General features: G+C 65.1%; 14 protein-coding genes. 10 read left to right on the top strand and 4 right to left on the bottom strand.

From position 1 onward, the window contains the following. Positions 1 to 110 precede the first annotated feature (110 nt). The 3 genes from V9F06_03390 (at position 111) to V9F06_03400 (ending at position 5046) form a co-directional block, all read left to right on the top strand. Positions 111 to 530, top strand: a complete 420-nt coding sequence (locus V9F06_03390; protein MEI2616673.1) for a carboxymuconolactone decarboxylase family protein — start codon at positions 111 to 113, stop codon at positions 528 to 530. Between the two features lie 91 nt (positions 531 to 621). After that, positions 622 to 1653: an S-methyl-5-thioribose-1-phosphate isomerase gene (gene mtnA / locus V9F06_03395; GenBank protein MEI2616674.1), complete on the top strand. Its 1032-nt coding sequence runs from the start codon at positions 622 to 624 to the stop codon at positions 1651 to 1653. A gap of 279 nt (positions 1654 to 1932) precedes the next feature. After that, positions 1933 to 5046, top strand: coding sequence for a hypothetical protein (locus V9F06_03400; GenBank protein MEI2616675.1), 3114 nt, complete (start codon positions 1933 to 1935; stop codon positions 5044 to 5046). Between the two features lie 127 nt (positions 5047 to 5173). Here the strand turns inward: V9F06_03400 and V9F06_03405 are convergent, their stop codons facing one another. Next, positions 5174 to 5566 carry a protease inhibitor I42 family protein gene (locus tag V9F06_03405; protein MEI2616676.1) on the bottom strand — a complete coding sequence of 131 codons (393 nt, stop codon included), beginning with the start codon at positions 5564 to 5566 and terminating at the stop codon, positions 5174 to 5176. A gap of 104 nt (positions 5567 to 5670) precedes the next feature. Here V9F06_03405 and V9F06_03410 point away from each other — a divergent pair, with 104 nt between their 5' ends. Together V9F06_03410 and V9F06_03415 are read left to right on the top strand one after the other, a co-directional pair. Then, a complete protein-coding gene (locus V9F06_03410; protein MEI2616677.1) occupies positions 5671 to 6831 on the top strand; it encodes an ABC transporter substrate-binding protein in 1161 nt (386 codons plus the stop codon). 124 nt (positions 6832 to 6955) lie between these two features. Beyond that, on the top strand, positions 6956 to 7681 hold the full coding sequence (locus V9F06_03415; protein MEI2616678.1) for an ABC transporter permease: 726 nt from the start codon (positions 6956 to 6958) through the stop codon (positions 7679 to 7681). A 7-nt stretch (positions 7682 to 7688) separates the two neighbouring features. Here V9F06_03415 and V9F06_03420 read toward each other — a convergent pair whose 3' ends face one another. From V9F06_03420 to accD, 3 genes are all read right to left on the bottom strand, one after another. Continuing rightward, entirely contained in the window at positions 7689 to 9167 is a 1479-nt protein-coding gene (locus V9F06_03420; protein MEI2616679.1) for an HD domain-containing protein, read from the bottom strand. Positions 9168 to 9285: 118 nt separating this feature from the next. After that, on the bottom strand, positions 9286 to 10110 hold the full coding sequence (locus V9F06_03425; protein MEI2616680.1) for an acetyl-CoA carboxylase carboxyltransferase subunit alpha: 825 nt from the start codon (positions 10108 to 10110) through the stop codon (positions 9286 to 9288). Further along, complete coding sequence (gene accD / locus V9F06_03430) at positions 10103 to 11011, bottom strand: acetyl-CoA carboxylase, carboxyltransferase subunit beta (GenBank protein MEI2616681.1); 909 nt, start codon at positions 11009 to 11011, stop codon at positions 10103 to 10105. The genes V9F06_03425 and accD overlap by 8 nt, the downstream gene beginning before the upstream one ends. Before the next feature lie 188 nt (positions 11012 to 11199). Here accD and V9F06_03435 point away from each other — a divergent pair, with 188 nt between their 5' ends. The 5 genes from V9F06_03435 (at position 11200) to V9F06_03455 (ending at position 19963) form a co-directional block, all read left to right on the top strand. Further along, a complete protein-coding gene (locus tag V9F06_03435) occupies positions 11200 to 12492 on the top strand; it encodes a glucose-1-phosphate adenylyltransferase (GenBank protein MEI2616682.1) in 1293 nt (430 codons plus the stop codon). A 287-nt stretch (positions 12493 to 12779) separates the two neighbouring features. Further along, positions 12780 to 13898: a hypothetical protein gene (locus V9F06_03440; protein ID MEI2616683.1), complete on the top strand. Its 1119-nt coding sequence runs from the start codon at positions 12780 to 12782 to the stop codon at positions 13896 to 13898. Between the two features lie 75 nt (positions 13899 to 13973). After that, positions 13974 to 16082: a hydantoinase/oxoprolinase family protein gene (locus V9F06_03445; protein MEI2616684.1), complete on the top strand. Its 2109-nt coding sequence runs from the start codon at positions 13974 to 13976 to the stop codon at positions 16080 to 16082. After that, entirely contained in the window at positions 16079 to 17740 is a 1662-nt protein-coding gene (locus V9F06_03450) for a hydantoinase B/oxoprolinase family protein (GenBank protein MEI2616685.1), read from the top strand. Before V9F06_03445 ends, V9F06_03450 begins: the two co-directional genes overlap by 4 nt. A gap of 324 nt (positions 17741 to 18064) precedes the next feature. Continuing rightward, positions 18065 to 19963, top strand: coding sequence for a peptide ABC transporter substrate-binding protein (locus V9F06_03455; protein MEI2616686.1), 1899 nt, complete (start codon positions 18065 to 18067; stop codon positions 19961 to 19963). Positions 19964 to 20141 lie beyond the last annotated feature (178 nt).

A 20141-nucleotide genomic window follows, 5' to 3' on the forward strand; every position in this document is an offset into this window, starting at 1 on the left:
CCTTTCACATCAGTGCCTGATGCATTATCCGGCATCCTGGCTGGGCACGCTACGCCATGTCGCATACTATCGTCTCTCAGCAATCCGTGGATGATGAAGGAGGGTGCTGGATGGCAACGCTGCGATACGTCGAGGAGGATGACGCCGACGAGCGCGTGAGCGCCGCCTATGACGACATCAAGGCCGGCTTCGGCAACGGACAGGTGCCAAACGTCTATAAGGTCCTGGGCAACAACGCGACCATCCTCGAGGCTGCGGTCGAGCATCGCCATCGAGTGATGGAAGAAGGCACACTCGACTCGACGGCGAAAGAGCTCCTCGCCTGGGCCACAGTGACGCTACTGAACAATCGCTTCGGCATCCAGATCCACACCGCCCGCCTGAAGCGGCTCGGCTTCAGCGACGCCGAGGTGCTGGAGGCGCTGGGCGTGCTCCAGTACTTCGCTGGCATCTCAGTCGTCATCAACGGCCTCGACATGGGCGACGACGTGAACGAGGACATCAAGCGATTTCTCAAGAACGAAGAATGAGGGACGGGGCACGGGGCACGGGGCACGGGGGTGGCGCGTGCGAGTTTCATCCCCCATCCCTCATCCCTGACGTCGTTCGAAAGGCGAGGATATGACGACGAAAACGCCGCCGATCGAGCCACTGGCCCTCGATGGAGACCGGATTACGATCATCGACCAGACGCTGCTGCCCGGGGAGGAGCGGCGGGTGACGGTCGGCACAATCGAGGAGATGCACGAGTCGATTCGTAGCTTGCGGGTGCGCGGCGCGCCGGCCATCGGCATCGCGGCAGCGTTCGGGCTGGATATCGCGGCGCGGGCGTCGCTGGCGACCGAGCGCGCTGCGTTCCTCGCCGATCTCGATGCGGCGCGGGTCTACCTCGCGTCCTCCCGGCCGACGGCGGTGAATCTGTTCTGGGCGCTCGACCGGGTCTGGGCGCGGGTGTCGAACGAGCAGGGGGATGTGACCACGCTGCGGGCGGCAGTGCGCGCGGAGGCGCTCGCGATCCTGGAGGATGACCGCGCGGCCGGCCGGGCAATCGGCGAATACGGCGCGGCACTATTGACCGACGGCGCAGTGCTGACACATTGCAACGCCGGCGGGCTGGCGACTTCAGGCTACGGCACGGCGCTCGCGCCGATCTATCTCGCTCACGAGCAGGGAAAGGCGATCGCAGTCTTTGCCGACGAGACGCGGCCACTGCTGCAGGGAGCGCGGCTGACTGCATGGGAGATGGCGCGGGCGGGCGTGCCGGTGACAGTGATCGGCGACGGGATGGCGGCGACCGTCCTGGCGCGTGGCGATGCGCAGGCGGTAATCGTCGGGGCGGACCGGGTGGCGGCGAATGGGGACTTTGCCAACAAGATCGGGACGCTCGGTCTGGCAATCATTGCCCACGAGCTGAGCGTTCCGTTCTACGTCGCGATGCCACTCTCGACGGTCGACCCCACGATCGCCAGTGGCGCTGAGATCCCGATCGAGGTGCGCGGGGAGGACGAGCTGCGCGTCTTCAATGGCCGCGCGATCGTCCCTGCCGCAGCTGGAGTCTATAACCCTGCCTTCGATATTACCCCCCACCGCTATGTCACTGCCTTCATCACCGAGCGGGGCGTTGTCTCCCCGCCGTATTTGTTCGGGATCTGACAGCCGCAGATAGTGCGTGTACTCGGCCCACACGAGGAGTCGCGAGCGGTGGGGTTTTTGCAACCAAGCATCATTGCTGTGACATGCTGAAATTCTTGACTCGTTCTGGGCCGGCGGGCTATACTACGAACAGACAACACACAGGATACCCAGGGCTGATTGACGGGAGGGATACCAGCAATCAGAAATGGCCGTCGCGCCATCGATTGTGCGCGGGGATGCGGTGGCCAGGGGGATCAGAGCGCGCAAGCTTGTGACAACTGATTAGGGGTGGATGTGATGAGGAAGCCCTCGCGGTTTCTTCGTATTCTTGCCACGCTGGGCATGCTGGCGGGGTTGTTGGCCGTCCTGGGGGGGACGCCAGCCGCCGCGGCCGCTCCGAGTCCTGGTTGGGACCCGGGCGTCGCGCCAGGCAACCTGTTCTTTTCCATTGGTGGGGCTCAGGAGGTCTATTTCCCGTGGGTCTACAACAACGACAGCTTCGGCCTGGGTGAGGCGAACGGATCGGTCACGGTCCAGAACCTGACGCATGTCGATGGCTATGTCTTCTTCTACGTCGGTGATGGCGACGGCTGGACATACACCTCGTATGCCAACCTGGCCGGCGGCGCGTCGAAGACCTTCTCGGCCGCCTCCATCGGAGTCCCGGCCCCGGGCGCTCCGGTCATGGCAGCCATCTATGAGGAGAAGATCTCGTACGACGGCACGAAGTACGTTTGCGAAGGCGACTATGGCCACGACATCAATGGAGACGGCGACTTCAACGACTGCGACTACATCGCGGTGCGGAAGAACGTGCTCGTCCCGCTGTGGGCTGCTGGCCTGGTCAAGTCGGCGGTGGCCGGCGCGGGCCTTCCATACACCACATCGGCGGACAGCTCGGTCTCGGGGTACAACGGCCTGAGCGGCGCAGAGGTCGAGCTCGACCGCAACGATGATCTGGCCGACGGTGTTTACATTCCGATCGTCCAGACTAACGACGGTCCGGGCGGCGCGTGGGACACCCGGGTGACCGTCGCCAACCTCGGTGACAATGCCAACGCAGGGGTGACGCTGCGCTTCTTCCCGAACAACGGGGATGGCTCTGGCTCGCTGCAGACCGGTTGGCAGGAGAACGTGCTGATCAGTGTCGGCGCGGTCTACCAGCTCACCCTGTCTGACCTCGTCCCAACGGGTTGGACCGGCTCTGTCCACATCTATTCGGATGACAGAATCGGGGCGATCGCCGATCGTTACAAGGTCGGCACCAACATGTGGCTGACCAATATCGGCAGCCAGGCCAGCTTCGAGGTCCAGCCAGGCGCATATTGTGGCGAGGGTGGCTGCGGCGTCGATATCAATGGCGGCCTGTGGTACCCGTTTGCCGGCCAGTACGTGCTGTTCGCGCCGCTGGTGTACATGGACTACAACGGCTGGAACACCGGCTTCTCGGTCGCGAACCTGGTTAGCGCCGATAACAACATCAACATCCAGTACGTCCACAACGGCAATGCCATCCAGGTGCTGACGCAGCGGTTGTCGGCGCACGGGATGATCACGGCGTACCGGCCGAGCCAGCCGGACCAGGACCAGAACCAGCAGAACGTGATGTTCGACCAGGTTGCTGGGGCGCTGATCCTGTCGGACGCGCCAGTGGCGGTGGCGGTCGACGCCGTCAAGTACTTCGGGAACGACAACAACGTTGGCCAGGCGATGACGTACAACGCCACTGCTGCGCTGAGCACCGCCCAGGCGATGCCGCTGGTGCAGAAGGGCAACCCGGCGACGGGCATGGGGGCGACCTCGGGCCTGGCGCTATTGAATCCGCTGCCGCTCCCGAACTCGATGGCGGTGACCTGGCTGAACCAGTCGGGGTACAACGCGGCGAACTTCGGGACATCGACGATCATCGTGCCGGCGCAGTCGATCGGGATTGCGTACACGATGACGCAGCACAACCTGCCGAACGGGTACTACGGGTCGGCGGTGGTGCACGCGAACCTGCCGTTCACGATGGTCTCGGCGAACGTCGATTACCAGGTGCAGGGTGATGGCTCGGTGATCTGGAACGGGTACAACCCGTGTGGATTGTTCCGGGCGTACCAGGAAGACTGTGTCTGGGGTTGGCCGGAACAGCCGGGCCTCGCGACACTGACCAAGATCGTCGTCGACAAGGAAGGCAATCCGATCGCGGGTGTCAAGGTCACCTTCGACGGCCAGGATGTCAACGGCGACCTCCAGAACGGCGAGGGCTACACCGATGCCGATGGCATCGTCAGCTGGAGTAGCCTGGTGGCCGGAACCTACAACATCAACGTCGTCGGCGCGCCGGCCGGCTACATGTTCGGCCCCGATTCGGACCTGAGTGACACGAAGATCCTCCTGATCGAGGGCGCCAGTGTTACTAAGACCAACATCGTCACGCTGATCCGCCTCACTGCGACGATCACCAAGACCGTCGTCAGCCAGCCGGAGAACGGCTACCCGATGGTCGGGATGACGGTCGCGGTCTACGCGGCAGCCAGCTGCCCGGCGCTCGGCTCTACCGTCGCTGACACCTCCGGCGCGTTGGCGTCCGGCACGACCGGCGATAACGGGCAGGTCGAGCTGACCTTCGACGTTTCCGTAGGCGGCACGGCGGTCTGCGTCGTCGTCATCAACGGGTCCGGCAAGGTCGTCTCGGTCGACAGTAGTCTGACCTATGGGCCGGCCGCGACCGACGAGATCACGAACGTCGTCGCGGCGACAGCGACGATCACGAAGACTGTTGTGCGCCCCGGCCCTGCGGATGGCGCGGATATCCCGATCGAGGGCGTGGCGGTCGCGTTGTACGGCGGCGGGTCGTGCCCGGCGGTGGGCGCGACGGCTGGCACGACGGGACGCCTGACCAGCGGGACGACTGATGCCAACGGCGAAGTCGCGCTGACGATCGACGTTGCGACGACGGGCGCGTCGGTGTGCCTGGTCGTGCTCGACGCGAACAACAAGGTTGTCGTCCTCGACTCCCCTATCGACATGCTCTATCCGGGCGACACGGTCGAGATCACCAATGAGATCGAGACAACGCTGGATATCTGGGTCACGGCCGGGTTTACGGTTTTGAATCAGGTTGCGATCTACGTGTTCACTGGCGCTTGCCCGGCAAGCCCGGGGACGACCGGAGCGTACTGGAGCCAGGCGCTCCAGACGACATATCTAACCATCCCCCTTCTCAGACCCGCGCAGTTCCACCTCTCGTTTCCTCCAGGCCCGTTCTGCGTAGCCGTTGACGCCTACTACAACGGCAGCATCAACACCTGGAGTGGCGGCACGATCCTGCTTGGCGATCCGGAGGAAATCGGCCTCGCGGGCTCTGACGTGGTGGTCGCGCCTCGACTATTCAGCCCGTACGCGGCGATCACGATCCAGCCATAAGCGCGAGCGCTGGTGCGACAGCCGGACGCTGAGGACGACCCCCGGGAAACCGGGGGCCGCTTTCTTTTGTGCGCGCCGGACGGAGACATCCCGCCCCTTGGCGGTAGCCCGGGGGGCCGTGTGGCCATCATTTCACGACGATCGTGGCCTCCCAGGTTTTCAGTGGGGCGACACCGGTCTCGAACGAGCGATGGTAGATCAGCCGCAACGTGGTTGTGCCGGCGCTGACGGCCTTGAAGGTGGCAGTGACTGACCCGCCGGAACCAATCGCCGAGCTCTCTGGCGCGAATTTCCAGTCACCCTCTTGCTGGAGCACCCCGGTGTCGAGATTCTCCGGCTCCCAGGCGTAGCCGGTCGTCGGGTTGCCATCGAGCTTCACTGTGAATGCCTCGCCGGCCTTGAGCCGGATTGTCGTTCCGGCGTCACTCTCGGTCAGCGCCTTCGAGCCTCCGGCGCTGCCGCACGCCAGAGCCAGGCCGGCAATGATGATCACCGACGCCAATAGCATCAACACTCGCATCCTGACCCTCCTCACTGACGACTTCCGCTCATAATCATATGGCGGTATGCTGCCCCCCGCTGTAGATTGACAGCGAAGGCATGGCCAGATCATAGAGGAGGATTATGCGCAGCTCTATTCTTGTGTTCATCGTGAGCCTCGGGCTGCTTGTCTCGGCCTGTGGCTCATCATCGGACAAGACGCCGACCGCGACGACCGCCGCAGCGACCAGCCCGACGGCCGCCGCGACCGCTGTTGAATCGACCGCCACCAGCCCGCCTGCTGGTTCGCCCTCCACGACTGCGCCGTCTGCAACCAGCGTCGCCACGACGCCGGCGAGCACTGCAACCCCGGAGAGCGCGGCAGAGCCGACGAAGGTCACGCTGGCGCTCGGCTTCGTGGCGAACGTGCAGTTCGCGCCGTTCTATGTCGCGCTGGATCGGGGCTACTACGCCGACGCCGGGTTCGATGTGACGGTGCAGCAGGGACCGAACCCCGACCTGCTCGCCCAGCTCGGCGCTGGCAGCATCGACTTTGCGGTGACAAGTGGCGATTCGCTCGTCCCAGCGCGGGCAGCAGGTATCCCTGTTCGCTACGTGATGGCCCAATTCCAGAAGTACCCGGTCGGCGCGACGGCGATCGCTGGCAAGGGCGCGCCGTTGGTGAAGCCCGAGGATCTCAAGGGGCGTCGCGTCGGCGTCTCGCAGCTGAATGGCTCGACCTACTTCGGGTTGCTTGCGCTTCTGCAGGCCGGCGGCCTGACGCTGGACGACATCCAGCTGGTGACGATTGGCTTCGCCGAGCTCGAAGCGCTGACCCAGGACCGCATCGACGTCGCGATGACCTACCTCGTCAATGAGCCAGTCCAGGCCCGGGAGATGGGCTACACGATGGAGGAGCTGGCTGTCTCCGACTTCGTGAACATGGTCTCGACCGGGCTGGTGACGAGTGACGCGATGATCGAGCAACATCCGGATGTCGTCCAGCGCTTTGTCGAGGCAACGCTCAAGGGCCTGAAGGATTCGCTGGATAACCCCGACGCAGCGTTCGAGGCGTCGATGAAGCGGATGCCGGAAATCACCGGCGACACCGTGCGGATTCAACGAGCAGTGCTGGAGCAGGCCCAGAAGTGGCAGCAGCCTCCCGCCGGCCATCCTCTCGGATGGACAGATCCCGAGGCGTGGAAGAACACCCAGGATCTGCTCGTTTCGGTTGGCATCGTCAAGACTCCGGTCGATCTTGACTCTCTCTACACCAATGCCTTCGTCGAGCAGGCCGCGCGTTAGCGGGCCGGCGGAGTCCGACAGTAGCGACAGCCGGAAAGCACCGGCTGTCGCGCTGCCACGGCCACGCCGCCGGCAGCGGGTTCTCGCCCGCAGATCCCCGAGGAGTAAGCGGCTGCTTCTCTGGTTGCCGGCGGTCGGGGTATTGCTGGCGCTTGGGATCTGGCAGGTGTTGTGGCTGCGACAGGTCTTTCCGAGCTACATGCTGCCCTCCCCCGCGTCGGTCGCCGACAAGTGGTGGCTCCTCTACCGCAACGGGACGCTCCTGCATCATGCCGGCGTCACGCTCAGGGAAGCGCTGCTCGGGTTCGCCGTCGCATTCGTTGTTGGCGTTGGCCTGGGCTATCCGCTGGCGCGATTCCATACGTTCGACGTGATCTTCGGGCCATACGTCGCTGTCTCCCAGGCGATGCCGGTGATCGCCTTCGCGCCGCTGCTGGTCGTCTGGTTCGGCCTCGGGCTGTTGCCGAAGGTCATCATCTGCGCCCTGATCGTCTTCTTTCCGATCCTCGTCAACACGGTCGTCGGCCTGCGATCGATCGACCCGTCGCTGATCGAGGCGTCCTGGAGCATGGGCGCGTCAGATTGGCAGACGTTGCGCTATGTCGAGGTTCCGCTGATGCTGCGACCGCTGCTGGGCGGGATCAAGATGGGGCTGACGCTGTCGATGACCGGGGCCGTCGTGGGCGAGTTCGTCTCATCGAGCGCCGGGCTGGGATATCTGATGATGCTCGGCCGCACTGCCTACGACATTCCGATGGTCTACGTTGCGGCGCTGACAATGGCCACGATCGCCACCATTGGCTATGTCGTCATCAGCCTGCTGGAACGCCTCGTCGACGCGCTGGTCTAGCCCCAGGCTAGGATTTGCGGCTGCGGCTAGCCTGGGCTATCGCGACGGCGAGCTCGTCGTCGGCATCGGCCAGCCACGCGCGGGCCAGACGCTCGGCGGTCTCCCGGTCGCCGATGGCCAGGTCGCCATCGATCACCATCTCGCGGAGGCGTTCCTTGACATGCTTGATCCAGATGCCGGGCGGCAGGCCGAACAGCGCCATCAGCTCGTCGCCATCCAGCGGCGATTGTAGTGCGTCGAGGGCGGCCACGGCTTCGAGGCGCGCGACGTGCTCGCGCAGGCCGGCCACCCGGCGGGCTGCCGCGGCCTGCTTGTCGGCGCGCGCGCTGGTCACGTCGGCGGCCGCCAGATCGAGCAGGTCCTCAAACGCGTCGCCAGCCTCCAGCGCCAGCCGTCGAACAGCCGCGTCGGTCCAGCTGTCGTCATATCCTGCGCCACGCAGATGCATAGCCACCAGCAGCGTGACTCGCTGCTCGAGTGTCTTCTCCTGCTTCAGCCGCCGCATCGCCCGGCGCGCCAGGTCCGCCCCGGCGATCTCGTGGCCGAAGAAATGAACCTCGCCGGCTTGGTCGACCGAACGCGTGGCTGGCTTGGCCGCGTCGTGCAGTAGCGCCGCCCAGCGCACGGCCAGCCGAGCGGGCGTCTGGCCGACGACGCGGACGGTATGCTCCCAGATGTCCTTGTGTCGCGCGCCGACGGAATCCCGGTCGTCCTCCGCCATCGGCTGCGCCTCCGGCAGTACCCAGCGGATCAGATCGGCTTCGTGGAGCGCTCGTAGCCCGTCGGCCACGTGTGGGCCGACCAGGAGCCTGTTCAGCTCGGTGGCGATGCGCTCACGGCTGATGCGCCGCAGCTCGGGACCGAGCGCCTGCATCGCGGCGAGCGTGGCGTCCTCGATCTCGAAGCCAAGCTGGGCGGCGAAGCGGGCGGCGCGGAGGATCCGGAGTGGATCCTCATTGAACCGCTCGACCGGGTCGCCGACGGCAATGATCTGCCGGCCGCCGAGATCGCCGATGCCGCCGAACGGGTCGATCAGTTCGCCATCGAGTGGGTCGAGCGCCAGCGCGTTGATCGTGAAGTCGCGCCGGGAGAGGTCGTCGCGGAGTGTCGCGTTGTGGGAGACCTCCGGCCGGCGGTCTGGCGTTGGGTAGGTCTCGCTGCGGTAGGTCGTGATCTCGACGACGATGTCTGGCTCGCCCGGCTGCTGGAAGACAAAGCCGATCGTGCCGAACTGCTCCCCGATAGCGAATGTCGCGTCCGGGCTGGCTGCGCCCCCTGCCAGCTTTGTCTGCTCGGGTGTGGCTGATGTGGTGAAGTCGAGGTCGCTCCGGCCGCGATCCAGCAGCAAATCCCGGACGATTCCGCCGACGAGGTAGAGCTCCTGTCCGGCCGCGTTGAACGCGTGCGCCAGGCGGCGGACGATATCCCGCTCCCTCCCCGGCATCCGTTCGACCAGCTCCGGCAATCGCACCCGCGTATCGCTCACTCGCGCCACACTCCTTACCCCGCCAAGTCTAGCGGACACGGGCGGTGGCACGCGGGGACAACGGGCGCGAATCGCCGCACGTTGCTGCTGTCTTCAGATAGATGGTCATGGGAGAAGGTCAGGCCCGGATTCCGAACCTGCCCATCGCGCGGTACTTGGCATAGCGAGCGTCGAGGAGCGCGGCCGGGCCGTCGGTTATGAGCGCGTCGAGTGCGGCCAGCTGGCGGTCGATAACGTCGCCGACGGCCGCGATCATCGCGGCCGGCTCCTCGTGGGCCGGGATCGGCTCGGGGATGATCTCATCAATCAGGCCGAAGGCGCGTAGCTCTGGCGCGGTGACACCCATGGCGGCAGCCGCCTCCGGCGCGCGCGCGGCGTCTTTCCAGAGGATTGCGGCCGCGGCCTCGGGTGACGCGACTGAGTAGACGGAATTCTCCAGCATCACCACCCGGTCGGCCACGCCGATCGCCAGCGCGCCGCCGCTGCCACCCTCGCCGATCACGATAGCAACGATCGGCGTGCCGAGCGTCGCCATTGCGTAGATGTTGTCGGCAATCGCGAACGCCTGGCCACCCTCTTCGGAGGCAAGGCCCGGGTCTGCGCCAGGGGTGTCGATGAAGGCGATGACCGGGAAGCGGAACTTCTCGGCATGGCGCATCAGCCGGAGCGCTTTCCGGTAGCCGGTCGGTTTCGGCATGCCGAAGTTGCGGGCGATATTCTCCTTGGTGTTTTCGCCCTTCTGGTGACCGATCACCATCACGCTGCGCCCGCGGAACTGGGCCAACCCGCCGATCAGCGCCTGGTCGTCGCCAGCCAATCGGTCGCCGTGGAACTCGATGAACTCGTCACAGAGCTGATTGACATAGTGCATCGTGTGAGGCCGGCCCGCATGGCGCGCAAGCTGGACCCGATCCCAGGCGGTCATCGTCGTCAGCTCAGGCATCGGCCACCTCGCTGGCAAGGATCGCGGGCGGCACGAGGCAGCCGGCAGCCTGCTGGTAGATCCGCATCAGCGAGCCGATCATCGGCTTCAGCGCGGAACGCGGAACCACTCGGTCGATCAGGCCATGCTCCAGCAGGAACTCGGCAGTCTGGAACCCCTCCGGCAGCTTCTGACGGATTGTCTGCTCGATCACTCGTGGACCTGCGAAGCCGATCAGCGCGCCAGGCTCGGCGACGATCATGTCGGCCACCGTCGCGTACGATGCCGTTACCCCGCCGTAGCACGGGTCGGTCAGCAGCGCGATGTGCGGCAATCGCTGTTCGGTCAGCCGCGTCAGCGCCGCTGTCGTCTTGGCCATCTGCATGAGCGAGAACAGCCCCTCCTGCATCCTCGCGCCGCCAGAGGCGGAGATCGTCAGCAGCGGGGTGCAGCCGGCGACCGCGCGTTCGGCCGCGCGCGCCAGCTTCTCGCCGTAGACCGCGCCCATGCTCGCTCCCATGAAGGAGAAGTCGGTGACGACGATCGCCAGTAGTTGGCCATCGACGGCAATCTCGCCAGAAATGACCGCCTCGGCCATCCCGGACTTCGCCGCCGTCTTGCGCGCCTTGTCAGCGTAGCTCTCGCCATCGACGCTGAACCCGAGTGGGTCGTCGGTTGTGAGATCCGTATCCCACTCGACGAAGCTGCCTTCATCGGCGAGCAGGTCAATCCGCTCGCGAGCGGCCAGCCGGAAGTGGTAACCGCAGCGCTGACAGACCCGGTGGGTCTGAAGGTGCTCCTTGGTGTAGGCCAGCTCGCCACACTTCGGGCATTTGACCCACAGGTCTTCCGGCACCTTCGAGCGCGCGTCCTCGTCGTCGGACGTGGTAAATCTCGGTTGTCGTCGGAAGAGCTCTCTCATCGTGGTCCTGGGATATCCTTGCCGGAACCTGAGACCAGCGAATGCTGCCCCCTGCCACCCCGCCTTCGGCGTGCGGCAGTATAGCACAGGAATTGCGATGGGCCGTCACAGCGGTCGCGGTCCTGCTGACGATCGGCTATCCTCGGAGTGGGGCAACTCGATACACGAACGGTAATTGAGGAGTGAGCATGGCGGCGATCGAACGGGAGAAAACCGTGGCAATGATCCTCGCCGGCGGCCAGGGCGAGCGGCTGAGTGTCCTCTCGCGCCAGCGCGCCAAACCGGCGGTCATGTTCGCCGGCAAGTACCGGATCATCGACTTCGCCCTGTCCAACTGTGTCAATTCCGGCATCTACGATGTTGCTGTTCTGACTCAGTATCGCCCGCATTCGCTCAACGACCACATCGGCCACGGCCGGCCCTGGGATCTCGACCGCGCGACCGGCGGGGTCCACGTCCTCCAGCCATATCTCGGTCGGGCCAGATCTGACTGGTACCGCGGCACCGCCGACGCGATCTACCACAACCTGTTCTACGTCCAGGAGGCCCGCGCGACCGATGTCCTCATTCTCTCCGGCGACCACGTCTATGCGATGGACTACCGCCCGATGCTCGCGCGCCATCGTGAGCTCAAGGCGGACGTCACCGTCGCCGTTCAGCCGGTGCCGTGGGACGACGCGAATCGCTTCGGCGTAATGACCACCGACGACGAGGACCGCGTTATCGACTTCGACGAGAAGCCAGCGCAGCCGCGCTCCAATCTCGCGTCGATGGGCGTCTACATCTTCCGCGCCGAAGTGCTGCTCGATGTCTTCCGCCGGCCAGAAAGCGATCGCTCGATGATCGACTTTGGCCACGAGGTCATCCCGTTTCTGATCAGCGACGGAAATGTCTTCGCCCACCGCTTCGGCGCATACTGGCGCGACGTTGGCACGCTCCAGTCCTACTGGGAGGCGAATATGGAGCAGCTCGCCGACGTGCCGGGCCTCAACCTGTACGATCCCGACTGGCGCATCCACACCCGCAGCGAGGAACGCCCCCCGACCAAGATCATGGACGGCTCGCGAGTTTCTCGATCGCTGCTCTCCAACGGTTGCATCATCATCCGTGGGTCCGTCGAGCATTCGGTGCTCTCGCCGGGTGTCGTTGTCCACGAAGGGGCTGTCGTGCGTGATTCGATCATCATGACCGACACCGTGATCGGGCCCGGCGCTGTCATCGAGCGCTGCATCGTCGACAAGATCGCCCGGATCGGCGCGGGCGTGCGGTTGGGGGTCGGCGACGACTTTTCGCCGAACTGGCTGGAGCCGTCGCGGCTCAACACTGGCCTGACGCTTGTCGGCCGTGGCGCAAGCGTGCCGGCCAACGTCCGAGCCGGCCGCAACGTGCTCATCGCGCCAGACGTGCGCGAGACCGATTTCGAATCGCTGGAGATCATCAGTGGCGAGACGATCGATCCGAACGTGCCGGTCTGGTCCTGAGATCGCGTGCCAGGAAGTAGCCGCGAAACCATGCGCCGGCTTGCTCGTTCAGCAATCAGGGCTCGGGCCGGTATCGGTGTGACAGTAAGGCTCGGACGTGGCACAGTTGTCGTGGCGGGTTGGGGACCGCCGTCAACACGCGCCGCCCGACACGTAACATCATTTCGATTTAGACGGCTCGGCCCGGGCCGCGGCTATGCGTGGCTACTGCTCGGCATGGCGTCTGCTTTGTGCGTTGCGCCTGCGGGGCCGCCGTGTTCTGGATCAGTCAAGAGGGGATCTGGTTGGTGATCGACTCCGTGCGTCTTTCCAGTGCTGAGCTCCGGCAACGGCAGATCGTCGACCTCGAGCATGTGCTCGCCGCGTTGTCCGAGGCAGACCGCGAACGATTCGCGCGCCTCTACGAGGTCAGCTCCGCGGTCGGCCGGCTCGTGCCGCCCGACCACATGCGCCGCTGGATCGTGAAGTATTTCGGCAGCGTCGAGGCTGTCAGCGAGCAGAAGGTCGTCCGCGTCACGAATCGCTGGACACTGGAGGGCTCGCTGTTCAACGAGCTTCGCGCCCGCCGCCCGCTCGAGGCGCGCATCCCGGCCGATCTGGCCAACGAGATCGCTCGCACCGCGCCGGATCCGTTTTGCGAGCCGGAGCTGAACACGCCGGAGGATGTCTTCGGGCGCATCGAGGGCAAGCACGCGGTTACTGCGAGCAACATCGCCAAGTACGATGGCTATCACGGTGTCGTCATCTTCCGTGAGCATGATCCGCTGGCCTTCACCGAGGCGTCGGTCAAGGACGCGATCGATGTCGCAGTCCGCTGGCAGGCGAAAAGCAGCAGCCTGGATTCCGAGGCGATCTATCCGCTGATCATGTGGAATTGCCTCTGGAAGAGCGGGGCGTCGATCCCCCATGGCCACCTGCAGGTGAGCCTGACCAAGGGCATGCACTACGGCCATATCGAGAGCCAGCGCCGGGCCGGCGTCGCCTACACCGAGCGCACGGGCGGCAATTACTATGATGACCTCTACCAGGCCCACGAGTCGCTTGGCCTTGGCCGTGTCTACAACGGTGTCCGCGTCATGGCGCACGTCACCCCGCTGAAGGAGAAGGAGTGCCTGATCGTCGGCTCGGCGCTTGACGAGGCGTTCACAGGGACCGTCTACTCCGTGCTCAACTGCCTGACCGATTACCTGAACGTCGTTTCGTTCAACCTGGTTATCTGGCGGCCACCACTGCGTGAGACTGGCGAGAATTGGGCCGATTTCCCGGTCATCGCCCGCATCGTCGATCGTGGCGACCCGCTCAACCGCACCTCCGATTTCGGCGCCATGGAGCTCTACGCTGCCAGCGTCGTCTCAAGCGATCCCTTCAAGGTCGCTGGCGCCCTCTGGGAGCGGCTCGGCGGCTGACCTGTCCGCCGACAACTCTGGGCGAGCCTCGTATCATGGGGGCTGGCGTGTGGGGATGGCGGCGAGGAGGCGGGTATGAACGTGTCGACGGGTGGCCTGCGGGTCGGGATCGACATCGGCGGGACGTTCACCGATCTGTTGGTCTTCGACGCAGATGCCGGCCGCTTCCATATCGGCAAGATCCTGACGACGCCAGATGAGCCGAGCCGCGCGGTGATCGATGGCCTTGTCGCCACACTCTCCGCGGCCGGCCTCAGCTCCACCGCAGTCCGCGGCATCGTCCACGGCACAACACTGGTGACCAATGCCATCATCGAGCGCAAGGGCGCGAAGACCGCGCTCCTGACGACCCGCGGCTTCCGCGACGCCGTTCAGATCGGTCGGGAGCACCGCTACGATCTCTACGACCTGTTCCTGGAGATGCCGAAGCCCCTCGTGCCGCGTGACCTGCGGCTGGAGCTGGACGAGCGCGTGCTGGCCGACGGCGCCGAGCTCGTCGCAGTCTCGCCCGGACAGGTCCGTGAGCTAGCCGATCAGCTCGTCGCCGCAGGGGTCGAGGCGGTTGGCATCGCTCTGATCCATGCCTGGCGTGACCCGGCTCACGAGCGGCAGGTTGAGGCGCTCCTGGCCGAGTACGCTCCCGATCTGGTCGTCTCAACCTCGTCCAGCGTTGTCCCTGAGATCCGCGAATACGAGCGCGCATCGACGACGATCGCAAATGTCTACGTCCGCCCGGTCGTCTCGCGCTATCTCCACCGCCTTGAGGAGTCGCTCGCGGCGCTTGGCGTGCGCGGCAGCCTGTTGATCATGCTCTCCTCTGGCGGAACATGCACCGTCGAGACGGCGCGAACCTTCCCGATCCGTCTGATCGAGTCCGGCCCGGCTGCCGGCGCGTTGGCGGCCGCCGAATATGGGCGGCTTTCGGGCATGTCGGATGTGCTCTCGTTTGACATGGGCGGCACAACCGCCAAGGCCTGCCTGATCGATGCTGGCCGGCCGTTGACCACGTCCGATTTCGAGGTCAGCCGTGTCTACCGGTTCAAGAAGGGCTCGGGCCTGCCGATCAAGGTTCCAGTCATCGAGATGATCGAGATCGGCGCAGGAGGCGGGTCGATCGCGCGAATCGACGCGCTTGGCCTGCTCAAGGTTGGGCCAGACTCGGCCGGTTCCGATCCCGGGCCGGCCTGCTATGGACGCGGCGGAACCGCGCCGACCGTCACCGATGCCGACCTCGTGCTCGGCTATCTCGACCCCGCGTTCTTCCTCGGCGGGCGGATGACGCTCGACGTGAACGAAGCAAGCGCCGCGATCGAGCGTGACATCGCAGATCCCCTGGGGATCGACGTCCTGCAGGCCGCCTGGGGTATCCACCAGGTTGTCAACGAGAACATGGCCAACGCCGCCCGTATCCACGCCATCGAGCGTGGGAAAGATCCGCGCGCCTATCCCATCTTCGCCTTTGGAGGCGCCGGACCAGTCCATGCCTGGCGCGTCAGTCGCATCCTCCAGTCACCACGCCTGATCGTGCCGCTTGGCGCCGGGGTTACCTCAACCGTTGGCTTTCTCGTCGCGCCCCTGGCGTTCGACTTCGTTCGCTCCTGGTATGGCCGGCTCGATGCGCTCGACTGGCCGCGCGTCAATGATCTGCTGGCGGAGATGGAAGAGGAGGGGCGGCGCATTCTTGGCGAGGCCGATGTCGCTGCCGCTGACATCACCGTCACGCGCGTCGCTGACCTGCGCTACGCCGGCCAGGGCCACGAGATCTCCGTGCCGCTGCCGCCGGGCACGTTGACCAACGAGTCAGTCGCCGGTCTACAGGACGGATTCGAGGCTGTGTACCGCTCGCTCTTCGAGCGTATCGCTCCCGGCAACCCGGTCGAAGCGCTCTCCTGGCGGGTCTCGGTTGCCGGCCCTCGCCCGGATCTTCCGCTGGATCGACTTGCCGGCTCGGTCGACTCTACGTCCGACCCCACCGTTGCGATCAAGGGCGAGCGTCCGATCTATCTCCCTGAGCAGCAGTCGCTCGTCTCTGCCCCCGTCTACGACCGGTACAGGCTCGCCCCCGGCGCTGCCATCTCGGGGCCGGCCGTCGTCGAAGAACGCGAATCGACCCTCATCGTTGGCCCCCACGCGCGAGCGCGCGTGGACGCGCTATTGAGCCTCGTGGTGGAGGACGCCGAATGATCGACGCTATTACGCTCGAGGTCATGTGGAACCGGCTGATTGCCGTCGTCAACGAACAGGCAGCGGCGCTGATGCGGACATCGTTCACCACGATCGTTCGCGAATCGGGCGATCTGTCGGCCGGCGTCTTCGATACCCGAGGCAACATGATCGCGCAGGCCGTCACCGGCACACCCGGCCATATCAACGCGATGGCTACCTGCATCCATCACTTCCTGGCGGTGTACCCGGCCGATACCCTCCGGCCAGGTGATGTCCTGATTACCAACGATCCCCAGAAGACGTCGGGCCACCTCCACGACTTCACGGTGATCACGCCGGTGTTCAGTGCGCCTGACGTTGGGCGGGAGGCACGGCTGGTCGGATTCTTCGGAAACACCTGCCATGTGCTGGATATCGGCGGGCGCGGGCTGGGGACCGATGCACGCTCGGTTTACGAAGAGGGGCTGTTCGTCCCGATCACCAAGCTCTACGACGCCGGGGTCGAGAACCGGGAGTTGCTGAAGCTGCTGGCGGCGAATGTCCGCACGCCCGAACCGGTGCTTGGCGACATCCACGCCCAGGTTGCCGGGAACGATGTCGGCGGCCGGCGATTGATCGAGTTCATGGATGAGTTTGCTCTTGAATCGCTTGAGCCGTTGGCTGACGCAATTATCGATCGGTCTGAACGAGCCATGCGCGCCGCCATCGCCGCGCTACCCGACGGCGAATGGCGCAACATTGTCTACTCCGATGGCTACGAAGAGCCTGTCCGGCTGGAGGTGACGCTGACCAAGCTCGGCGACGAAATCTGGGTCGACTGGGCCGGCTCCAGCCCGGAGAGCACCCGTGGCATCAACGTCGTCCTCAATTACACCCACGCCTACACGACGTATGCCCTGAAGTGTGCGCTAGCGCCGGAGGTGCCGAACAACGAGGGGTCGTTCCGGCCAGTCCATGTCTCCGCCCCGCCAGGGTCGATCCTCAACGCCCAGCCCCCGGCCGCGGTTGGCGCGCGTCATATCATCGGCCACTTCCTGCCCGGCGCGATCTTCGGCGCGCTGGCGCAGATCATCCCCGAGCGGGTGATGGCCGAGGGCGCGGCCAACATCTGGAACATCCAGCTCACTGGCAAGGATGACGACGGCCGACTCTGGACCTACGTCTGGTTCTCGACTGGCGGCACCGGCGCCCGGCCAACCAGCGATGGCATCAGCGCTGCCGCATTCCCCAGCGGCATCTCCGGCGTCCCGTCCGAGGTTATCGAAAGCCTTGCGCCGGTCATCATCCACCGTCGCGAGCTGCGCCAGGATTCCGGCGGTGCCGGAAAATATCGCGGCGGGCTCGGCCAGACGCTTGAGTTCTCGGTCCGGACCAGACACCCGTACACGTTTTCGCCCCTCTTCGACCGCGTCCATTTCGCTGCCCAGGGCGCCGATGGCGGGCATCCCGGTGCGCTGGCGAGGATCACGACCTCGTCTGGCGAGGAGCTGGACCGCAAGGGCGCTCGCGAGCTGCCGGCCGGCGCGCACGTCACGCTCGAACTCCCCGGCGGCGGCGGCTACGGGAACCCGCGCGACCGCGACCCGGCCGCCGTCCACGACGATATCCGTGAGGGACTTGTCTCGGCGAGCGAGGCCCGGTCGGCATATGGCATCGATCCGGAACCCGGCGATTGATTCCAGTATTGAATCCAGCCGCGCTTCAATGCATCCATTCTTTCATCACCCGACGTTAACTGGGTATGAGGGGAAGCGGGCATCTCGGAGTCGCTGACGCCAGAGTTGTCAGGTAGCAGCGACGCGGGCTGGAGGAGACGATCCCACGGTTCAGGAAACGGACGTTGGCGCGACGACTGCGGCTCTCGGGCAACCGGCGGCCCGGCTCGTCGTTGCGTGCGTGCTTCGCGGCCATCGATCGATCCGACCAGCCTTCCTCTCGAGACGACTCGGCGTCTGGCCAATGGTGGCCGGCGTGATGGTCCGGATGAAGGAGGAGACAGCGTGAGTCAACCCGAACACGGATTCGACGCGCTCCGCGAGGAGGTTCTCGCGGGTAAGTTGGATCGACGGCAGGTTCTCAAGCGTGGCGCGATGCTCGGCCTGAGCGCGCCGGTGATCGCCGGCTTGCTGGCCGCCTGCGGCGGCAGCGAGAAGGCGACATCAACTCCAGCAGCGGCGGCGACGACCGCGCCGGGCGGCGAGGCGACCAAGCCGGCCGAGAGCAGCCCAACGGCTGCCAGCGGCGCCACTGAACCCGCAGGCGCCAGTCCGACGGCAGCCGAAGCCAAGCCGACCGAAGCGCCCGTCGGCGAGCGTGGTGGCGGCGGGAATCTGCGCCTCCTTTACTGGCAGGCGCCGGTCATCCTCAACGTCCACCTGGCGAATGGCACCAAGGACTACCACGCGTGCCGAGTCTGCATGGAGCCTCTGGCCGACTGGGATATCGAGGAGAAGCCGGTTCTCTTCCTGGCAGCCGAGTTCCCCTCGGTCGAAAACAAGACCCTCGCCCCTGACGGCACCTGGTGCATCTGGAAGCTCCGCGAGGGTGTCAAGTGGCACGATGGCGAAGACTTCGATGCCGACGACGTCGTCTTCACCTACGAGTACGTCACCAACACGGAAAACGCGACAACGACGATCGGCCGCTATCAGACGATCAAGACCGTCGAGAAGGTCGACAACTACACGATCAAGGTGACGTTCAAGGAGCCAACACCGGCCTGGTATGACCCGTTCACGACAACTGAGGGCTGCATCCTGCCGGAGCATATCTTCAAGGACTACCAGGGCTCGGAATCACGCAACGCCCCGGCGAACCTGAAGATCACCGGCACCGGCCCATTCAAGGTGCGGGAGTTCCGACCTGGCGACGTCTGCCTCTACGATCTGTTCGAGGACTACTGGGACCCGGGCAAGCCACACCTCGACTCGGTCGAGATGAAGGGTGGCGGCGACTCGGCCGGCGCTGCGCGGGCGGTGCTGCAGACCGGCGAGGGCGACTGGGCCTGGAACATCCAGGTCGAGCCGTCGGTGCTCGCTCCGATGGAAAAAGCCGGGTTCGGCAAGCTCGACGCGCTGCCGGGTGGCGGCACCGAGCGGCTGATGATCAACTTCTCGGACCCGAACACCGAGGTCGATGGCCAGAAATCGCACTTCGGCACGCCACACCCGATCTGGAGCGACGTGCGGGCGCGTCAGGCGCTCGCCTACCTCTGCGACCGAGGGACGATCGCCGAGCAGCTGTACGGCAAGGGCGGCGTGGCGGCGACGAACCAGTTCGACGTGCCGGCCAAGTTCACCAACAAGGAGCTGACGGCCGAGTTCAACATCGACAAGGCGAAGGCATTGCTCGATGAGATGGGCTTCAAGGGCGGCGACATCCTGTATCAAACGACGATCAACACGGTGCGTCAGAAGACACAGGAGATCATCAAGCAGGCGATGGAGTCGGTCGGGTTCAAGGTCCAGCTGAAGAGCATCGACTCGGCCGTCTACTTCTCGACGGATCAGGGCAGCCCGGACACGTCGGGCAAGTTCAACGCCGACCTTGAGATGCACACCAACGGCTCCGATCTCTATCCCGCAACCTGGTTCGAGCGTTATCGCACTGACCAGATCGCCCAGAAGGAGAACGGCTGGGCCGGATCCAACTACTTCCGCTACTCGAACCCCGAGTACGACAAGATGCACGACCAGTGCCGAGTCGAGATGGATCCGGACAAGCAGATCACGCTGTTCCAGGCCATGATGAAGCTGGTCACCGAGACCGATGCCGTCGAGGTGCCGCTGGTCAACCGGACCGGCCTGTCGGCGATGAGCAACAAGATCGAGGGTCGCGTCGGCTCGCCATGGGCCGCAGACCCGCCGTGGGAGCTCAGAGACTGGACCCTCAAGGGCTAAGTCTCAGGGAAGACAATCAGTTCGGCATAACGAGAGGCGGGCATTCTGCTCGCCTCTCGTTGCGTCTCTCGCTCGATGCATCCAGTCACTGCCGGCCGGCGTATACCACGTAACGGGCGCACGGCTTTGCGAGTATGTTGTCGCAAGGATCGTGACTCCGTACAATTCCGCAACTCCC

The organism is Thermomicrobiales bacterium (genome assembly GCA_037045155.1).
Taxonomy (GTDB): Bacteria; Chloroflexota; Chloroflexia; order Thermomicrobiales; family CFX8; genus JAMLIA01.